Here is a 17634-nt window from a genome sequence, read left to right as displayed (position 1 = left end):
TTATTACCGTTTATTCCAATATTTTGCTAAAATTGGTCCGGTAATATTGTGTACCAAACTAAATACTGCCCCAGGCACTGCCGATAAAGGACTAAAGTGTACAGTAGCTAATGTTACTGCTAACCCTGAATTCTGCATACCAACTTCAATCGAAACAGCTTTTTTATCAGCGCGTTCCAGTTTAAATATATTTGCTAATGTATATCCTAATACATAACCAACAATGTTATGTAGTATGACTACTGCAAAAATGAGCAATCCTGTTTCTAGTATTTGTGATTTACTCCCACCTACTACAGAAGCGAGTATCAGTGAAATAGCAATTACAGAAACGATCGGCAATGCAGTTGCAGTCTTATCAGCGAATTTTTTAAATACTTTTTGTAATATAAAACCAATCGCAATAGGAATAAGTATCACTTGCACTACTGACCAAAACATACTCATAAATGAAACTTGTAACCATTCATGTGCGAATAAATAAATTAATGCTGGCGTTAAGAACGGAGCAAGTAACGTAGAGACGCTTGTAATAGCTACAGACAACGCAACATTCGCATTTGCTAAATAACTCATAACGTTACTTGATGTTCCCCCTGGACAACACCCAACTAATATCACACCAATTGCAATTTCTGGTGGTAATTGAAATAATTTAGCAATTAAAAAAGCCGCTAAAGGCATGATTGTATATTGTAAAACTACCCCAATTATTACGCACTTAGGCGATTGAAATACAATCTTAAAATCTTTAGGGTCAATGGTTAACCCCATCCCCAACATTACGATACCAAGTAAATATGGCACCCAACCACTTAACGTAGCTAACTGAGTTGGAAAAATAAAGCCAATTATTGCAGCGATTAACATCCAGATCAAGAATGTGTTTGTTGCAAACTTACTCACTTTTGATAACATCTCTAAACACTTCCTCTATGTATTAATAATGAAAAATGTATCATACTTTAAACAGCTATACAACTGAATTTTCAAAATATTCCAACTTTTTAAAAGCCAAAAATTTAACTTCAAAAATAATTTTCAACTTCGTTCTAAAGACCTAGTGCCAACATTTTAAAAGAGTGGTACAATTTAATAGAAATAAAAACTTGTATAATTTTAAGTGTAAAGAATATTATGATTAATATCCATATGACACTTTATATAGATATGGAGGTATAATATGTTTTTAGATAGAACAGAAACTTTTGTGTTAAATATAGGTGGACTTAACAAACGTGCCACACGTAAAAATTTAACTAAATTATGTAAGCAAATTAATTTTTGCAACTCATTCAAGTTTTCAATTTTCAAAGAAAATAACTTGTATGCATTAAAGGTCAACTTACCAAAATACCAGTTACCATATATTATTAGTTTTCTGAGCTTCCATAATTATTTAATTTATCAAATTATAGAAAGTAATCATTCTGAAAAACTATTAGATCTTGATCATTTATTGTTATCTTCTAAACGTTTTGAACTAACTATCGATGGACTTTACGACGCTTTTGTTAAAGACAAAGTCATTGATATTTTGAACTTAATCAATCAAACGGAGCATATTACATATACCTTCAATAGAGATAAAATAAATGTTTCTTGTTCTCCTAAAGTTTTCGCAAAACTCATCCAAATGATTGCTACTCATAACATTGATGTACTTGGTGCAATATATCAACCACGATTAATGAATAAAGCTAGAATTTCGTAATTCGTTTATATAATAAAGCACAGCCATGGAACGATTCCATACGGGCTGTGCTTATTTTTTATTATCTATTTAATCTTGCTCTCCCTCGTTAACGATGTTTTCAAAGGCTTCTCTTACTTGTGGTACTGACATACCAACAACGACTTGGACATTTTTACCACTTTTAACTAATCCATGTGCCATTTGATTATGTGTGAAATAACCACTATCTTCTACTTTATCTATATCATTCACTGTTAATCTTAAGCGTGTCGTACAATTTGTTACGTCCTTGATATTTTCTTTACCGCCAAGGCCTTCTAAATAATAATTTGCTTTATCTTCGTATTCATTACCAGTAGATGTTGCGTTTCCTTTGTCATCACTGCCTTTTTTACTCTTATAATCATTTTTACTATACAACTTCACGTCTTCTTCGTCTTTCTTACGACCAGGAAGTGGAATATTGAATTTTAAAATTAAGAATCTGAATAAGAAATAATAAATAGCTGTAAATACAAGACCAATAATGATTTGAATTACATATGTTAACCAATGATTTTGTGCTAAAGGTATCCAATTGGTAGCAAAGAAGTCTAATAGACCGCCACCAAAGTTACCTACGAGGCCAAATCCATACATCAGTGTATCCATTGTTGCAGCTAATAGTGCGTGCAATACAAATAAATAAGGTGCAATAAACAAGAATGTAAATTCTAATGGCTCTGTAATACCTACAACTACAGCAGTTAATGTAGCTGGAATAAGTAACGCTGCAATTTTTTTCTTATTCTCTTTAGGTGTAGTTGAATACATTGCTAATGCAATACCTATCGAACCAAATACTTTACCATTACCTTGTAACATAAATCCATAAGGGAATTGTTCTTTCAATGACTTCGTACTCGTCGCAAATTCATTTACATGCGCAAACCACTCTGCTTTTAACCCGTGGTTTACCACTACTGGACCTACTTCAATTGGTGCATATATAAAGTGATGTAAACCTGTTGGAATAAGTACTCTTTCTAAGAAGTGATATAGCCATACCCCAATGTAACCTGATCCTATGATAAATCCTTGTAATGAAGAAATACCACCTTGAATCGTCGGCCAAACAATACATGTTATCAATGCAATCGGCAACATAACAATAAACGAAATCGTTACTACAAATGTTAATCCTTGGAACACACCTAGCATTTCAGGCAGTTTCTTACTGTAGAACCTATTATGTATCCATGTCACAATACTAGAAATTATGATACCACCTAAAATATTGGTATCTAATGTTTCAATCCCAGCAATTGCTTTGAGTCCAGTAACATTCTCGACTCCTTTTTCAAAATTAGCCCCAAAAGTATGTGGCCATTGTGTAAGAATAGCGTTAATAAATGTATTAAACATGAGATAGCCCATTAACGCTGCTAGTGCAGCATGACCAGGTGCTTTTTTAGCTAAAGAAAGTGGCAATCCGACAGCAAATACAATTTCCATATGATCGAATATTACCCAACCACCAGATTCTATTACGGACCATATTCTAAACCAAGTCGTCCCATCTTCTGCAATACTTCCCATTATTGCCGGATTTTTAAATAATGTAGCAAACCCTAAAACAATACCGAAGAAAGCAAACATCAGTACTGGAACTATCATCGCACTCCCAAATCGTTTAATTGCGTTCATAGAAATATACCCCCAAATTCTATTAAATTTAGATAACTTACATTCAAATACTTATATGTAAACTTATCATTTTTTAGATACGTCTGTTTCAAATCTTATCTCAATACTAAAGGAAACGCTTACATATAAGCAATGGTTTGACTATATTACGAATAGTTTTGTATAATCAGATTATATTTCCAAAAGTTGAAAATATTTTCATGAAGTGCGAGGTTATCATATTGTTTTTAGATGAACGCGTTAATAATAACTTTAATAAATTAAATGAGAATGACTTACATATTGCTCATTTTATCAATACACATACGACAAAATGTAAAACAATGAAAATTCAAGACTTAGCAGAATATACACATGCTTCAAATGCAACTATTCATCGTTTTACACGTAAATTAGGTTTTGATGGTTATAGTGACTTTAAATCTTATTTAAAGTTTGAAACTGAAAAATCTCATAATCTCCCTTCCGACTCTATCGAAGGTTTTAAACAAGACGTCGAAAATACTTTTACATATTTAGAACGCATTGATTATAACCTTGTCACTGATAAAATCAATGAAGCAGAGACCGTCTATTTGTATGGGACAGGCGTCGCGCAAATGAATGTCGCCCAAGAAGCGCAACGCATTTTGTTAACAATTCATAAAAATATTATTGTATTACATGATGTACACGAATTTAAAATGGTCCTTAATAGAACAACACCTACAGATATTTTCTTCATTATTTCTCTTTCTGGTGAATCTCATCAATTAACAGATATCACCAACTTATTACAGTTACGTCAAAAATATTTTTTCTCCATAACTACTTTAAATGATAATACACTTGCTCAAAAAGCTGATTATAATATTTATGTCTCTAGCAATACTTTTTATCTTGCTGACGGTATAGATTATTCAAGCTTTATAAGTTATCACATATTTTTCGAAACATTATTGCGTAAGTTTAACGAGCGCATAGAAAAAGGTGAAATTATTTCTTAATAATTCACAAACTTTATGCTGAGCTTACTATTGCAATACAACTAAACTTCTCTAAGTTCAAATATCAGTACGCCACACCATTAACATCTACTTATGGCGTGGTGTTATTTTAATTTGTTCTACGGTATTTTCAACCTGATTACATACGAGACGCCTGAGAGGAACAGCACGAGCCGAAGACTATATACAAGCTGAGACCATGCCCTAGGTAAGCGAGTATGAAGTATATATTGTACAGTAGAAGTTATACTTGGCCGAAAACGCACAAAAAAACTGCCAACAAAGCGACAACTTTGCTAACAGTTTATATTCACAACATCTCATTACATGTTAAAGGTCTGATTCAAATTCTTCCAATACCACTTGTAATTTATCAAATAATATTTCAAAACCATGCGCAGTAGAATCATGATATTCTTTTTTCTTCTGCTTATATTCCAGTGTTGTATATCTACGTTCTTTTGGCACAAAAGCTTTATAATTAAAAATCATTTGTGTGATGCCCGCTTCTCTTTCGAATATTTCAATTTCAATTGTATCTTCAGAATCACTTAACTCTGGCATACCAATTGTCATGACGATATATTCATACGGTGTTAACGTAATAAAAGAACCTTTTACTACATTTTCTTTCCCCTTACGAACGTCAACTATTTCATAACTTCCATTTTGTTCAGCGTTAATATGAATTGATTTATTTGTTCTATCTGTTGTCATAAACCATTGTTTAAGAAAACGTTGATCTGTCCATGCTTGATATAATAATTCTGGTTCAACTTTAAATAGTCGTTCAAGTCGAATCTCAACGTATTCATTTTCAACATTATATTTACCCACGATTGTTCACCTACTTTCACTCTTAATTCTATTCTAACCTATTCTACAAGACTTCTAAACAATAATCATATGAATCATAAAATGTTCTAGTCTTTACTTTAAAACGATCAACTTCTATATTTTATCGTCAATAGTCAGTAAACGTCAAAATTTTAAACGTCACTTCCGTAAAAACATGTATTTAAGACTTTTTATAAAATCACAGTATATTCCAGCATAATAAAAAGGGAGGTTCATCAGATACAAACAATGCACTGATTCTCCTTCCCTTTTAACCCCTTATTTTTTATTTAATCTTGGTAAGTTAAAGAAGATTGCAATCAAACCACAAACTCCTAAAATCATAGGATAAATAGAGTAAGGTAATAACTCAAATGGAGATATAGATGCCACACCTGCTGCTGCAATTAACTGTGGACTATAAGGTAAGAGTCCTTGGAAACAACTCGCAAACATATCCAAAATACTTGCAGATTTTCTTGGGTCTACATCGTATTCTTCCGAAATTTCTTTTGCTAGTGGACCAGCCATCAATATCGATATCGTATTATTCGCTGTTGAAATATCCGCTGCACTGACTAACCCAGCTATACCTAATTCTGCGCCACGTTTTGATTTCACTCTATTACGAACAAAGTGAAGTAACCATGTAATACCGCCGTTATGTTGAATAAGTGCTACAAGACCTCCGATAAGTAAGGCAATCATCGCTATATCTTCCATACCAATAATACCTTTTGAAATAGATCCTAATAATCCCGTCCAACCAAATGATCCATCTATAAGTCCAATTATTGCTGATAGTGCGATACCACCTATAAGTACAATAATCACATTAATACCAATTAATGCTAATATCAGTACCATTAAATAAGGTAAGACTTTGATAATGTTATAGTCATAACTTTTAGTTGCATCAATTTGTGCTCCATTTGTTAAAAACCACAAAGCTATAATCGTAAATATAGCACCTGGCAACACAATTTTAATATTCACTTTAAATTTATCACTCATTTTTGTCTTTTGAGTACGTACGGCTGCGATTGTTGTATCTGAAATCATTGATAAATTATCACCAAACATTGCACCACCTACAACCGTAGCCATCGTAATAGCTGCTGAGACATCAGTTGCTTGACTCAATCCAAATCCAACAGGCGCTATTGCTGCTACTGTACCTACAGAAGTGCCCATTGAAAGCGAAACAAACATACAAATAATAAATAAGCCTACGATAATTAAATTTTCTGGAATAAGTGACAATCCTAAATTAACTGTAGATTGCACGCCACCCATGTCTTCAGTAGTCTGAGAGAAGGCTCCAGCCAGTATAAAGATGAGCATCATTAAAATAATGTTTGAATGACCCGCGCCTTTTGTGAAAACTTCCACTTTTTTATGAAACGTTTCTTTTCTATTTAAAATCAAAGCTACAATAGATGCTACTAGAATAGCTACATTTAATGGCATTGTTGAAAAATCTCCTGTACCAATACCTACACCTAAAAATAAGCCTACAAATACGAGCAATGGAATCAATGCCCAAGCGTTACCTTTCTTTGTCTTCTCCATACAAAACCAACTTTCTATAAGGGTAAAAGCGTGAAATTTACTCATCGCTATTTCTTTGTGTTTCCTTTTTTGAAAATAAAAAAACTCTTTTCTATTGAAGAAAAGAGTAAACGTTGTGTTTTCATTCTTATCTTCTAGCATACATTTATGCTACTGGAATTGGCACACGCATCATCATGTTGCCGAAGTATCAACGGGCCAGTCCCTCCACTTCTCTAGATAAGTTATTAAATTGTTCTATTACAGTACATTTTGAACTGTAATTCGTCAAATACTGATTTAGCTTAATACGTTAAAGCACGTTTGTCAACATTACTTTGCAATCATACGCTATATACAAAAAGTGCGACCCCCTTATTCAGTAGGTCGCACAATCGTAAATGTTTCTCCTAATGATGCATAGTCATTACCGGCTAAGCGCGAAACAGCTGCTAATGCCTGAGCATCAATTTTACTGTCTTCAAAGTATACATCATCATCGATATGAAACATAACGACTTCACCAATAATTAAATCAGAGCCTTCTTGTGGATCGCCTAATGGAATAATTCTGTTTAATTTACATTCTATGCGGACTTTTGCTTGTTGTATCCCTGGGACAGAAACAAGTTCTGAATCAATACATGTTAAATTTGTTCTTTCTAGCTCATTACGCTTACGCTCTATTGGTGCTGCCGTTTTATTAACTTCTTCAACAATTGTTTCATCAGTAATATGAACGACAAATTCTTCGGTTTCTTCGATATTTACTGAGGTATCTTTTCGTTCACCTTCTGAACGGACCGTAGAAATCATAATCATTGGTGGTGCGCTATTCACTATATTAAAGAAACTGAATGGCGCTGCATTTAAATGACCTGATTTATCTTGAGAAGTAACAAATGCTATCGGTCTTGGAATTATACTCCCACTCAATAATTTATAATTTTGTTTTTTAGAGAGTCTATCTGCTTTAAATTGTTTCATATTTTATTACCATACCCTTCAAAAAATAAAAGCTAGATAATCTATAAGAGATTACTAACTTTTGATATCATTAGTCTAACTGAGTTCCGCCTGTTACACCATAAACTTGCCCAGCCGTATAACTCGACTCTTCAGCAGCTAAATGTACATATACTCCTGAAAGTTCAACAGGTTGTCCTGCTCTACCTAACACTTCTTTTTGACCAAATGTAGGTATCTTCGATTGTGGTTGTCCGCCAGATATTTGTAGGGGTGACCAAAATGGCCCAGGTGCTACACAATTCACACGAATACCTTTGGCACCTAATTCTTCTGATAAACTTTTAGTTAATGAAATGATTGCTGCTTTTGAGGCTGCATAATCGTGTAGGATAGGACTTGGATTATACCCTTGCACGGATGATGTTGTCGTAATTGTAGCACCCGGTTGTAAATAATCTAGTGCTTTTTGAACTGTCCAAAATATAGGATAAACGTTTGTTTCAAATGTTTCAGTAAATGAAGCTGTATCGAAACTTTTTAAATCATCTCTGTATTGTTGGTGTCCTGCTACAAGGGTTACATTGTCTAAACCACCTAATTCATTATAAGCTTGCTCAACTAAATCATAGTTAAATTGTTCATTTCGGAGATCTCCTGGTATTAAAACAGCTTTTCTACCTGCTGATTCAATCACTTCTTGTACTTCTTCGGCGTCTGCTTGTTCTTCAGGAAGATAATTTATCGCTACATCAGCGCCTTCTTTCGCATACGCTATAGCAGCAGCTCTTCCAATGGCAGAATCTCCACCCGTCACCAACATTTTATAATCTGTTAATCTCCCATAACCAATATATGAGGTTTCCCCACAATCTGGTTTAGGTTCTAATTCTTTTTGTAAACCAGGAACTGTTTGTTCTTGTTTTGGAAAATCTTCATTTGAAAATTTTGTTCTTGGATCTTGGGCTGCCATAATACAACACTCCTTAAATAATTATTATATCTATACATTACCCAAATTTTATAGGAGTTAATACATATACAAAGTGTTTAACAACTTATACCTCGTTCAATAATTTTTGAACAAATGTAACAAAATACTCAGGTACTTTTTCTAGAATACGTTCATCTGGGTCATACTTAGGGTGATGTAAATCATATTCACTATTCGACCCAATAAATGCAAAAACGCTTGGATATTTATTTGAAAAACCAGAAAAGTCTTCGCCAATTGTTAAAGGTTTATCCATAACTTCTACATTATATCCAACTTGTTTGGCTACTTCGATAGCGTCATTCGTTAATTTTTCATCATTTTTAACGGCACCTGGTAAACGATGATATAGTGTTTCTATTTCGACATCAAAGGCTTCTGCAAGTCCACTTCCAATTGCTCTAAGTCGTTCTTCAATATAAACACGTTTATCTTCATCAAAGCTTCTCACAGTACCTTGGACGTACGCTTGATCAGCAATAACATTCCATGTATTGCCACTAGATACTTCACCTATAGTTACAACTGCGCTATCAAAAGCAGATAAATTTCTACTTACTATCGATTGAACACTATTAATTAATTGTCCTAGAACGATGACAGGGTCGTTACCCTGTTCTGGTTTAGCAGCATGCGCACCTGTACCTTTTATTTTAAATTCAAAACGGTCTACAGACGATGTAATTACACCCGACTTCACTGCAAATTCACCCACATCTAACGACGGATAGTTGTGATAGCCTAATACAGCTTTTGCGCCATCAATCGCTCCTGATTCAGTGATATGTAGCGCCCCATAACCCAGTTCTTCTGCAGGTTGAAAAATAATACGGACACGCCCTTTTAATTGGCTTTCAATGTCTTTAAGTCTTGTTGCTACCGCTAAAATACTGGCCATGTGTATATCATGTCCACATGCATGCATCACACCTTCATTCGTTGAAGTGAATTCATGTACCACTTGCTCATGGATAGGCAAAGCATCAATGTCTGTTCTTACAGCTACGAATGTTTCACCTTGTCCTACTTCAGCAACTAAACCAGTCTCTAGTGGTAAATCAATTATTTTAATATCATATGCTTCTAATATTCGTTTCAATCTTTTTGTCGTCTCATATTCAGCATCTGAAAGTTCAGGGTATTGATGTAAGGTTCTTCTCCAATTCACGTAATCTTCATATTGTGGCATTATATGTCACGTCCTTTCTTATTAATAAAACGGTAAATCATGTAATAACTTATTGTTACAACAACGACGCCTAAGGCAAGGTTATTCGTAATTAAAATAATCACTACGGTAGAAATAATTAAAATGCTATTTAACAAAGGTGCTTTGCGAATGAATGGCAACGTTCGTCTATCAAACGTACCAAGTGAAATCGTGATCAACACAGTGGCTAACACTGCCATAGGTATGCGTCCGATAATCTCTCCAAAAATAAATAAACATATCAATAAAAAGCTGCCTGTGATGAAAGTCGACAACCTTGAATTCGCACCCATTGCTACATTAAAGCGTGATTGTCCAACAAGTGCACTACCGCCAAACCCTCCAAACAAGCCAACGATAAAGTTCGCGATGCCTTGACCAATAGATTCCTTATTCTTATCACTGGTTGTCGAAGTTACAACATCAACCATTTGCGCAGTTAAAGTCGTTTGTATCACGGCTACAATAGCCATTGCTATACCATAAAGTAATGCAATCATCACTATATTCAAATCACTTATTTCATTTGGTATGGAAGGTATTGGCATTTTTATATGTATTGAAGCCATATCAGAAACATATTGAATGTTTGGTTTCATCACTCCTGCAAGTAACGTCAATATAATAATAGCTATTAAAGGTGCTGGTATAAGTTTGATATATTGTCCTGCCAGCCAAATAATAAAGAATGAAGCAATTGCAAACACATATGTCGAGGCTGAAATGTTAAATATATGCTTTAATTGGGAGGTAAACAATAATAAACCTAATGCATTCATAAAACCAATGACTACACCCGTAGGTATGAAGTCTAACAATTTATTTATGTGACAATATCCCAATATAATTTGTATGACACCCATAAACAATGTAGCTAATATAAGCGCGTTTAGACCATGACTTGCCATTAATGGTGCGACTACTAGCGACACACCACTACTTGGCGCTGAGACCATCAACGTTCTATTCCCAGTAAAGCTCAACACGAGCATCATCAAACCAGTACTTAACATGCCTATCGTTGGACTTACACCAGCGATGAAAGAGAATGCAATTGCGCCTGGAAGTAATGCAAGGGCAAGTAATATACCTGTGAGCATATTTTGACTTAAATCCCCACTCCATTGTTTAACATAAGTAGTTTGCCCCACATTCGATGTCACCTCCCATGTATGCTTTAAATAACATGGTACCATAATTGTCGAAATATTTAATCAACTCAAACTTAATTTGTTTTATCCTTAAAATGAAGCGGAATAGATATCAAATTTGATTTCGTATTCCCGCCCCATAAGATTGATTAGAAAAAATGAGTCTGAGACATAAATACGTGTCCCAGACTCATTGTTATTAGTTATTTAACTTAACTTGGTTATCAACCAGTAATTTGCCATCTTTAATTACTTTTTCAGCATGGTTTATACCATAATGATACGGAATATACTCATGGTTTGGTGCATCCCAAATGACAATATTGGCTTTGTCACCTTTATTAATTGTACCAGCGTCAACGTCAATTGCTTTCGCTGCATTTACCGTAACGGCATTCCATATTTCATTCGGTGATAATTTTAATTTCAATGCAGCAATCGACATTACAAGTTGTAAATTATTCGTTACACAACTTCCTGGATTAAAGTCTGTTGCAATTGCGATAGCGCCATCATTATCTAACATCCCTCTAGCATCTGCGTATTGCTCTTTTCCTAAATAAAACGTTGTACCTGGTAATAATACAGCTACTGTATCGCTATCTTTAAGTTTCGCTTTGCCCTCTGTACTGGATGCTACTAAATGGTCTGCAGAAATTGCGCCTTCATCAATTGCTAATTCAAGACCACCTAATGGATCAATTTCATCCGCATGAATTTTAACATCAAAGCCTAGATCCTTTGCTGCTTGCATATATCTTCTGGATTCTTCTACTGTAAATACGCCTGTTTCGCAAAAGATATCTGCAAAATCAGCATACTGTTTAACTTCAGGTAATAAATCAATCATTTCTTGTAAAAAGGCTTGATTAGATTTCGCATCTTTTGGTACTGCATGTGGACCTAGGAAAGTATGTTTCATATCTAAGTTATATTTATCTGCTAAACGCTTAGATACACGTAGTTGCTTGAGTTCACTTTCTTTATCTAAACCATAACCACTCTTACTTTCAACAGCTAAAACCCCGTGTTGTATCATCGTTAACAAATTCTTTTCAGCTTTTTTAAACAGCTCTTCTTCAGTGGCATTTCGTGTAGCTTCCACTGTGGATAAAATACCTCCACCTTGTTCAAGTATTTCTAAATATGAAACGCCTTGTCTTTTAAGCGACATTTCATGTTCTCTTGAACCACCATGAACTAAATGTGTATGTGCTTCAACAAGTGATGGTGATACAACTTTTCCTGTAGCGTCGATTGTTTCCTTCGCCTCATATTCATCTGTATGGGCACCTGAGTAAACCACTTTGCCATCTTTAACAACTACCGTTCCATTTTCAACGATTTCTAATTCGTCTAAATCTTTTCCTTTTAAAGGACGCTCTGTAGATTTTGGTAAAATTAATTGTTTAATATTTTGTATAATTAAATCATTCATTTTTTATCTCCTTTACCCGTAATCATTGGAATTTTGATACCTTTTTCTTTAGCAACATTAATTGCTGATTCATAACCTGCATCTGCATGTCTTACAACACCCATACCCGGATCTGTCGTTAATACACGTCCTAAACGACGATCTGCGCGTTCTGAACCATCAGCGACAATGACCATACCAGCATGTAATGAATAACCCATACCTACACCACCGCCATGATGGAACGAAATCCATGAGCCACCAGCTGCTGTGTTAATTAAAGCATTTAATACTGCCCAATCTCCCACAGCATCTGAACCATCTTTCATGCCTTCTGTCTCACGGTTTGGACTCGCAACAGATCCTGAATCAAGATGGTCACGACCAATAACAACTGGTGCAGAAATTTCCCCGTCACGAACTAAACGATTTAAAGCTAAGCCCATTTTGGCACGTTCTTCATAACCTAACCAAGCTATACGAGAAGGTAATCCTTGGAATGCAATTTTTTCTTGTGCTAAATCTAACCAGCGAATGAGCTTTTCATTATCTGGGAATAGTTTTCTCATTTCTTCATCTGCACGTTCAATATCTTTAGGATTTCCACTTAAAGCTGCAAAGCGAAATGGTCCTTTGCCTTCACAGAATAAAGGTCGGATATAAGCTGGTACAAATCCTGGAAAATCAAAAGCGTTTTCTAAGCCATTATTATAGGCAACTTGTCTAATGTTATTCCCGTAATCAAAAGCAACTGCACCATTTTTTTGGAATTCGATCATTAACTCAACGTGTTTTCTCATTGAATCTTGCGATAACGCAACGTATGCTTTAGGATCTTTATCACGTAGTGCTTTTGCTTCCTCTAAAGAATAAGCTTGTGGAATGTAACCGTTCAATGGATCATGTGCACTTGTCTGGTCAGTAACAATATCAATTTTAAAGCCTTTATCTAAAATGGCTTTGTGTGTATCTACAGCATTACCAACAAGTCCGATAGATAATGGTTTGCCTTCTTGTCGTGCTTCTTCGGCTAAACGTAAAGCTTCATCTAAGTCATGTGTCTTCACATCGCAATAACGCGTTTCTATACGTTTATCAATACGTGTCTCATCAACATCTACACCGATTACAACACCGCCATTCATTGTAACGGCCAGTGGTTGCGCACCACCCATGCCGCCTAGACCGGCTGTTAAAGTCACTGTCCCATTTAACGTGCCATCGTAATGTTGATTAGCAAGCTCACCAAACGTTTCATAAGTGCCTTGAACAATACCTTGGGAACCAATATATATCCAGCTACCTGCTGTCATTTGTCCATACATCATTAATCCTTTTTTATCTAATTCGTTAAAGTGATCCCAATTTGCCCACTCTGGTACAAGCACTGAATTTGAAATTAATACACGCGGTGCTTCTTCATGTGTTTTAAATACAGCAACTGGTTTTCCGGATTGCACTAACATTGTTTCATCCGCTTCTAATGAACGTAACGTCTCTTCTATCGCTTCAAATGCTTCCCAATTTCTAGCTGCTTTACCAATACCGCCATATACAACTAAATCTTCAGGACGTTCAGCTACTTCTGGATCTAAGTTGTTATACAACATTCTAAGCACTGCTTCTTGTTCCCAGCCTTTACATTCAATATCTAAACCTTTTTTTGCTACTATTTTTCTCATGAAAAATCACTCCTCATTTTAATTAATTAACCTTTGTTTATTAAATCTTAAAATAACCATAATGCGAATGGTATCGTGATGAGTAAAGTAAGTACTACTCTTTCAAACCATATCAAGACCAATTTACCAACTGATATTTTTATCTCAGTTGAAAGAATCACAGGTACAACACTCGAGAAAAAGATAATTGCCGAAACACTCATTACGCCTACTATAAATCTCGTAGCTAAATCAGCAGTTTGTGCAATCGCTGCAGGCAACAGCATTTCAACAATCGAAATGGTTGAGGCTTGTGCTAATATTGCTACATCTTGGACTGGGAATATACTTATAAATGGATAAAAAATATAAGATACATATTCGATTATCGGTGTGTATTCAGCAATAATTAGACCTAAGAAGCCAATAGACATAATAGAAGGCAATATCGCAATTGTCATTACGACGCCGTCACGTAAATTTTCACGTACATTTCCTATTAGTGAGTCAGCATTTTTAACAGCTAATTTAGCTTCTAACCAAGACTCTTTTAATAAAGGCATATTTCTGCGTTTTTCTTCTTTATATGGTTGGTTCTGATATGTCGTGTTTTTCTCAAATCTTATAGGTGGGAGTTGTACGGTAATGGCAGTAACTATAAAAGTCACTGCAAGTGTGAACCAAAAGTAAAGGTTCCAATGTTCGATAATACCTAGTGTATTAGCTACTATAATCATGAAAGTAGCAGATACAGTTGAAAAACCTGTCGCAACGATAACTGCTTCTTTATGCGTATAGCCGCCTTTCTTATAGACTTTATTTGTAATTAATAAGCCAATTGAATAACTCCCTACAAACGAAGCAACCGCATCAACTGCTGATTTACCTGGCGTTTTAAAAATAGGTCTCATTACTGGTCTCATAATTACGCCAATAAATTCTAATAAACCGTAACCCACTAAAAATGTTAATAAAATAGCTCCTACTGGGATTAACACACTTAGTGGTATCGCTAATTTATCGTATAAAAACGGTCCAATACTTTCTTTCAATACAAATCCTGGTCCAAAATCAAAGACAATCATGAAAGCAATGAAGACGCCTAGTACTTTAAATAAGCTAAATATAATATCAGTTTTTGATTTGTTCCACTTTTTATTAATAAATGGATGTAATGCACCTATAATGATTAAAAGTAATACATAATATGGCAAAATTGGATTCACCAAATATGTAATCCACTGAACAATATGATCAATCAGAATTGTTGATTTACCGTTAATCGTTATAGGTACAAAGAAACATATAATGCCAATCAAGCTATAAATGAAAAATTTCCACATGTACTTCACGCCCCTAACATGAAAGTACGCCTCCCGCTATATTACTAAGTATAATATGATATGATATATCCTACCAATATAAATAAATTAATTATTAATAGTTTAAAACTATAAATGAAATACAGATTCAAGGAGGCATTGTGTTGAAAATCATTCAATTAGAGTATTTTGTCGCTGTTGTGAAATATAATAGTTTCACTAAAGCTGCTAACTTTTTACATATTAGTCAACCGTCTTTAACGACTACAATAAAAAAAATGGAAGCCAATTTAGGTTATGACCTTTTTATGAGAACTACTAAGGATATTAAAATCACTGAAAAAGGAATTCATTTTTATAATTACGCCCAACAATTGATACAGAATTATCATCAAACAATCGAAAAAATGTATGACCTTAGTATGGGACATGCGCCTAAAATCAAATTATCTATTTTAGAATCAGCAAATCAATGGATTTCTCAAGTGCTTTCTATCCATTTAAAATATAACCCCAACCAGACTTATCTTGTATCTGAAGTGCATGACCAAAATAAAATACTGGAACAGCTCATCAATTTTGAAAATCACCTTGCATTGACCAATGAACAAATTAGTCATGAAGATATTAAATCTATTCCTTTATATGAAGAATCCTATGTCGTTATTACACCTAAAAATGCTTTTCCAGATACTAAAATAACGTCTATTAAATCATTGCCATTAATCTTACCTACCAAAGGTTCTCAAGTGCGTAAACATCTTGATGATTACTTTACACGTATGAATATACATCCGAATATCATTATGGAAGTTGATCGTTTTGAAGCGGCTACTAATTTTGTCCATAGAGGATTGGGATATGCAGTTATTCCACGTGTATATTATCAATCATTTAACGCTCGGGATTTGGATGCTTTGGAAATGCGTCCCAAATTAGGTCGTTCTATTTATATCAATTACCTAAAAAAAAGAAAGCACTCAGACCGAGTACTTTCTTTTATAAATCAATGCATTGATTATTGGAATATTAAAGAATAAAATGATGTAAAAAATTAGCAGATAATTTAGCAGTTCGATTATCCATATCATATTTTGGATTCGTTTCGGCAATACTAACAGTCGAAACTTTCTCACTTGGAATAATACGTTTCGCCAATTCAAGGACAACATGTGGTGATAGGCCTAATACAGCATTTGCACTTACCCCCGGTGCGAATGCACTATCAATAACATCCATACATATCGTAAACATAATCACATCATGATCATGTATAAAACGTTCTATCTTATCCTTAATTGGAGGAGAAATTTGATGTAACAATTCATCAGAATAAACAAAACCGATGTCTCTTTCTTTCGCGTAATCAAATAGTGCTTGCGTGTTACCACCTTGTTGAATACCTAATACTAAATAATCAGTATTTTCATCCTGTTCTAAAATTTGTCTAAAGCTCGTACCAGAAGTAGAACCAGATTCTTTTCTAGTGTCAAAGTGTGCATCAATATTGATAACACCAATAGAAGCATCAGGAAACGCCTCACGTGTGCCCAAATACTGTGCATAAGCGATATCATGTCCGCCCCCTAACAAAAAGGTTTGGTTATGTCTTTGTATCGATGAAGCAACATAATGCGCAAATTCTTGTTGTGTTTCTTCTAAAGTCTCATGATTATGTTCAACATTACCATAATCATAAATTGAACATGTTCTCAAGACTGGTAAATTAGCAAAAGTCTTCTTGATTGCGTCTGGGCCTAACTTAGCTCCAATTCTTCCTTTATTAAGTTCAACACCCTTATCAACCGCATAACCTAACATACCTACACCGTGACGTGGCTCATCGTACTCATCTTCAATATTACGAAATTGTATTGTTTGAAAATGCCTGAATTCTGTTTCCTCTGTTTCACTATCTACTCTTCCTGTCCATAAATCACGTTGTGCTAATTTATACATAGTTCTCCTCCTTTTGAAACTATATCGACACTTAAAGTATACGCTTACATTTTTACCAATTCAATTATATTTATAATTATCTTTACCCACTTGTTTAAAAGTTAATTTTGAAATTCATATTAAAATTGTTGCATTTAGACGTTTGATTTTGTAAAAGTATTACATTTCAATGATAAATATTTGAATTTAATTTATTTA

Annotated in this window: 15 protein-coding genes and 1 riboswitch; of the genes, 3 read left to right on the top strand and 12 right to left on the bottom strand. The window is 34.4% G+C overall.

The features are described 5' to 3' along the window. Positions 1-3: 3 nt before the first annotated feature. Positions 4-918, bottom strand: a complete 915-nt coding sequence (locus tag ACP3TL_RS00635) for a bile acid:sodium symporter family protein (protein WP_046465890.1) — start codon at positions 916-918, stop codon at positions 4-6. 265 nt (positions 919-1183) lie between these two features. Between ACP3TL_RS00635 and ACP3TL_RS00630 the strand changes: the two genes are divergently transcribed. Further along, complete coding sequence (locus ACP3TL_RS00630) at positions 1184-1714, top strand: hypothetical protein (RefSeq protein ID WP_046465891.1); 531 nt, start codon at positions 1184-1186, stop codon at positions 1712-1714. Between the two features lie 69 nt (positions 1715-1783). On the opposite strand, the gene ACP3TL_RS00625 is transcribed toward ACP3TL_RS00630, so the two are convergent. Beyond that, positions 1784-3382 (bottom strand): alpha-glucoside-specific PTS transporter subunit IIBC, encoded by a 1599-nt coding sequence (locus tag ACP3TL_RS00625; RefSeq protein ID WP_046465892.1) that lies wholly within the window; start codon positions 3380-3382, stop codon positions 1784-1786. A gap of 221 nt (positions 3383-3603) precedes the next feature. Between ACP3TL_RS00625 and ACP3TL_RS00620 the strand changes: the two genes are divergently transcribed. Continuing rightward, positions 3604-4368, top strand: coding sequence for a MurR/RpiR family transcriptional regulator (locus ACP3TL_RS00620; protein WP_046465893.1), 765 nt, complete (start codon positions 3604-3606; stop codon positions 4366-4368). Between the two features lie 330 nt (positions 4369-4698). On the opposite strand, the gene ACP3TL_RS00615 is transcribed toward ACP3TL_RS00620, so the two are convergent. The 9 genes from ACP3TL_RS00615 to ACP3TL_RS00575 form a co-directional block, all read right to left on the bottom strand. Then, the gene (locus ACP3TL_RS00615) at positions 4699-5205 is read right to left on the bottom strand and encodes an SRPBCC family protein (RefSeq protein ID WP_046465894.1); all 507 of its coding nucleotides are present in this window, start codon (positions 5203-5205) and stop codon (positions 4699-4701) included. A 279-nt stretch (positions 5206-5484) separates the two neighbouring features. Continuing rightward, on the bottom strand, positions 5485-6918 hold the full coding sequence (locus tag ACP3TL_RS00610; RefSeq protein WP_226957432.1) for a Na+/H+ antiporter NhaC family protein: 1434 nt from the start codon (positions 6916-6918) through the stop codon (positions 5485-5487). Further along, positions 6902-7003, bottom strand: a riboswitch (SAM riboswitch). Its footprint overlaps the gene before it by 17 nt. 128 nt (positions 7004-7131) lie before the next feature. Beyond that, on the bottom strand, positions 7132-7743 hold the full coding sequence (locus ACP3TL_RS00605) for a flavin reductase family protein (RefSeq protein ID WP_285326382.1): 612 nt from the start codon (positions 7741-7743) through the stop codon (positions 7132-7134). Positions 7744-7813: 70 nt separating this feature from the next. Then, positions 7814-8695 (bottom strand): SDR family oxidoreductase, encoded by an 882-nt coding sequence (locus tag ACP3TL_RS00600; RefSeq protein WP_277575618.1) that lies wholly within the window; start codon positions 8693-8695, stop codon positions 7814-7816. 85 nt (positions 8696-8780) lie between these two features. Then, complete coding sequence (locus ACP3TL_RS00595) at positions 8781-9905, bottom strand: amidohydrolase (protein WP_046465898.1); 1125 nt, start codon at positions 9903-9905, stop codon at positions 8781-8783. Beyond that, the gene (locus ACP3TL_RS00590) at positions 9905-11077 is read right to left on the bottom strand and encodes a SulP family inorganic anion transporter (RefSeq protein WP_080947916.1); all 1173 of its coding nucleotides are present in this window, start codon (positions 11075-11077) and stop codon (positions 9905-9907) included. Before ACP3TL_RS00590 ends, ACP3TL_RS00595 begins: the two co-directional genes overlap by 1 nt. Before the next feature lie 199 nt (positions 11078-11276). Next, entirely contained in the window at positions 11277-12515 is a 1239-nt protein-coding gene (gene hutI, locus ACP3TL_RS00585) for an imidazolonepropionase (RefSeq protein WP_046465900.1), read from the bottom strand. After that, positions 12512-14176, bottom strand: a complete 1665-nt coding sequence (gene hutU / locus ACP3TL_RS00580) for a urocanate hydratase (protein WP_277580043.1) — start codon at positions 14174-14176, stop codon at positions 12512-12514. The genes hutI and hutU overlap by 4 nt, the downstream gene beginning before the upstream one ends. A gap of 47 nt (positions 14177-14223) precedes the next feature. Next, positions 14224-15498: a YjiH family protein gene (locus ACP3TL_RS00575; RefSeq protein ID WP_069817598.1), complete on the bottom strand. Its 1275-nt coding sequence runs from the start codon at positions 15496-15498 to the stop codon at positions 14224-14226. A 143-nt stretch (positions 15499-15641) separates the two neighbouring features. On the opposite strand from ACP3TL_RS00575, the gene ACP3TL_RS00570 reads away from it, so the two are divergent. After that, on the top strand, positions 15642-16517 hold the full coding sequence (locus ACP3TL_RS00570; RefSeq protein WP_069832977.1) for a LysR family transcriptional regulator: 876 nt from the start codon (positions 15642-15644) through the stop codon (positions 16515-16517). Here ACP3TL_RS00570 and hutG read toward each other — a convergent pair. Beyond that, complete coding sequence (gene hutG / locus ACP3TL_RS00565) at positions 16507-17436, bottom strand: formimidoylglutamase (RefSeq protein WP_069832976.1); 930 nt, start codon at positions 17434-17436, stop codon at positions 16507-16509. The two genes, ACP3TL_RS00570 and hutG, sit on opposite strands and share 11 nt — an antisense overlap. Positions 17437-17634: the final 198 nt, after the last annotated feature.

Origin of the sequence: Staphylococcus caseorum, from assembly GCF_049943195.1 — a bacterium.
Lineage (GTDB): Bacteria > Bacillota > Bacilli > Staphylococcales > Staphylococcaceae > Staphylococcus > Staphylococcus equorum_A.
This window is presented reverse-complemented; position numbering and strand designations above follow the sequence as displayed.

Excerpts from the sequence above, each read along its gene's own strand:
- ACP3TL_RS00635 (WP_046465890.1), bottom strand. The coding sequence starts at position 918 with ATGTTATCAAAAGTGAGTAAGTTTGCAACAAACACATTCTTGATCTGG.
- ACP3TL_RS00630 (WP_046465891.1), top strand. The coding sequence starts at position 1,184 with ATGTTTTTAGATAGAACAGAAACTTTTGTGTTAAATATAGGTGGACTT.
- ACP3TL_RS00625 (WP_046465892.1), bottom strand. The coding sequence starts at position 3,382 with ATGAACGCAATTAAACGATTTGGGAGTGCGATGATAGTTCCAGTACTG.
- ACP3TL_RS00610 (WP_226957432.1), bottom strand. The coding sequence starts at position 6,918 with ATGCTAGAAGATAAGAATGAAAACACAACGTTTACTCTTTTCTTCAAT.
- ACP3TL_RS00605 (WP_285326382.1), bottom strand. The coding sequence starts at position 7,743 with ATGAAACAATTTAAAGCAGATAGACTCTCTAAAAAACAAAATTATAAA.
- ACP3TL_RS00600 (WP_277575618.1), bottom strand. The coding sequence starts at position 8,695 with ATGGCAGCCCAAGATCCAAGAACAAAATTTTCAAATGAAGATTTTCCA.
- ACP3TL_RS00595 (WP_046465898.1), bottom strand. The coding sequence starts at position 9,905 with ATGCCACAATATGAAGATTACGTGAATTGGAGAAGAACCTTACATCAA.
- hutI (WP_046465900.1), bottom strand. The coding sequence starts at position 12,515 with ATGAATGATTTAATTATACAAAATATTAAACAATTAATTTTACCAAAA.
- hutU (WP_277580043.1), bottom strand. The coding sequence starts at position 14,176 with ATGAGAAAAATAGTAGCAAAAAAAGGTTTAGATATTGAATGTAAAGGC.
- ACP3TL_RS00575 (WP_069817598.1), bottom strand. The coding sequence starts at position 15,498 with ATGTGGAAATTTTTCATTTATAGCTTGATTGGCATTATATGTTTCTTT.
- hutG (WP_069832976.1), bottom strand. The coding sequence starts at position 17,436 with ATGTATAAATTAGCACAACGTGATTTATGGACAGGAAGAGTAGATAGT.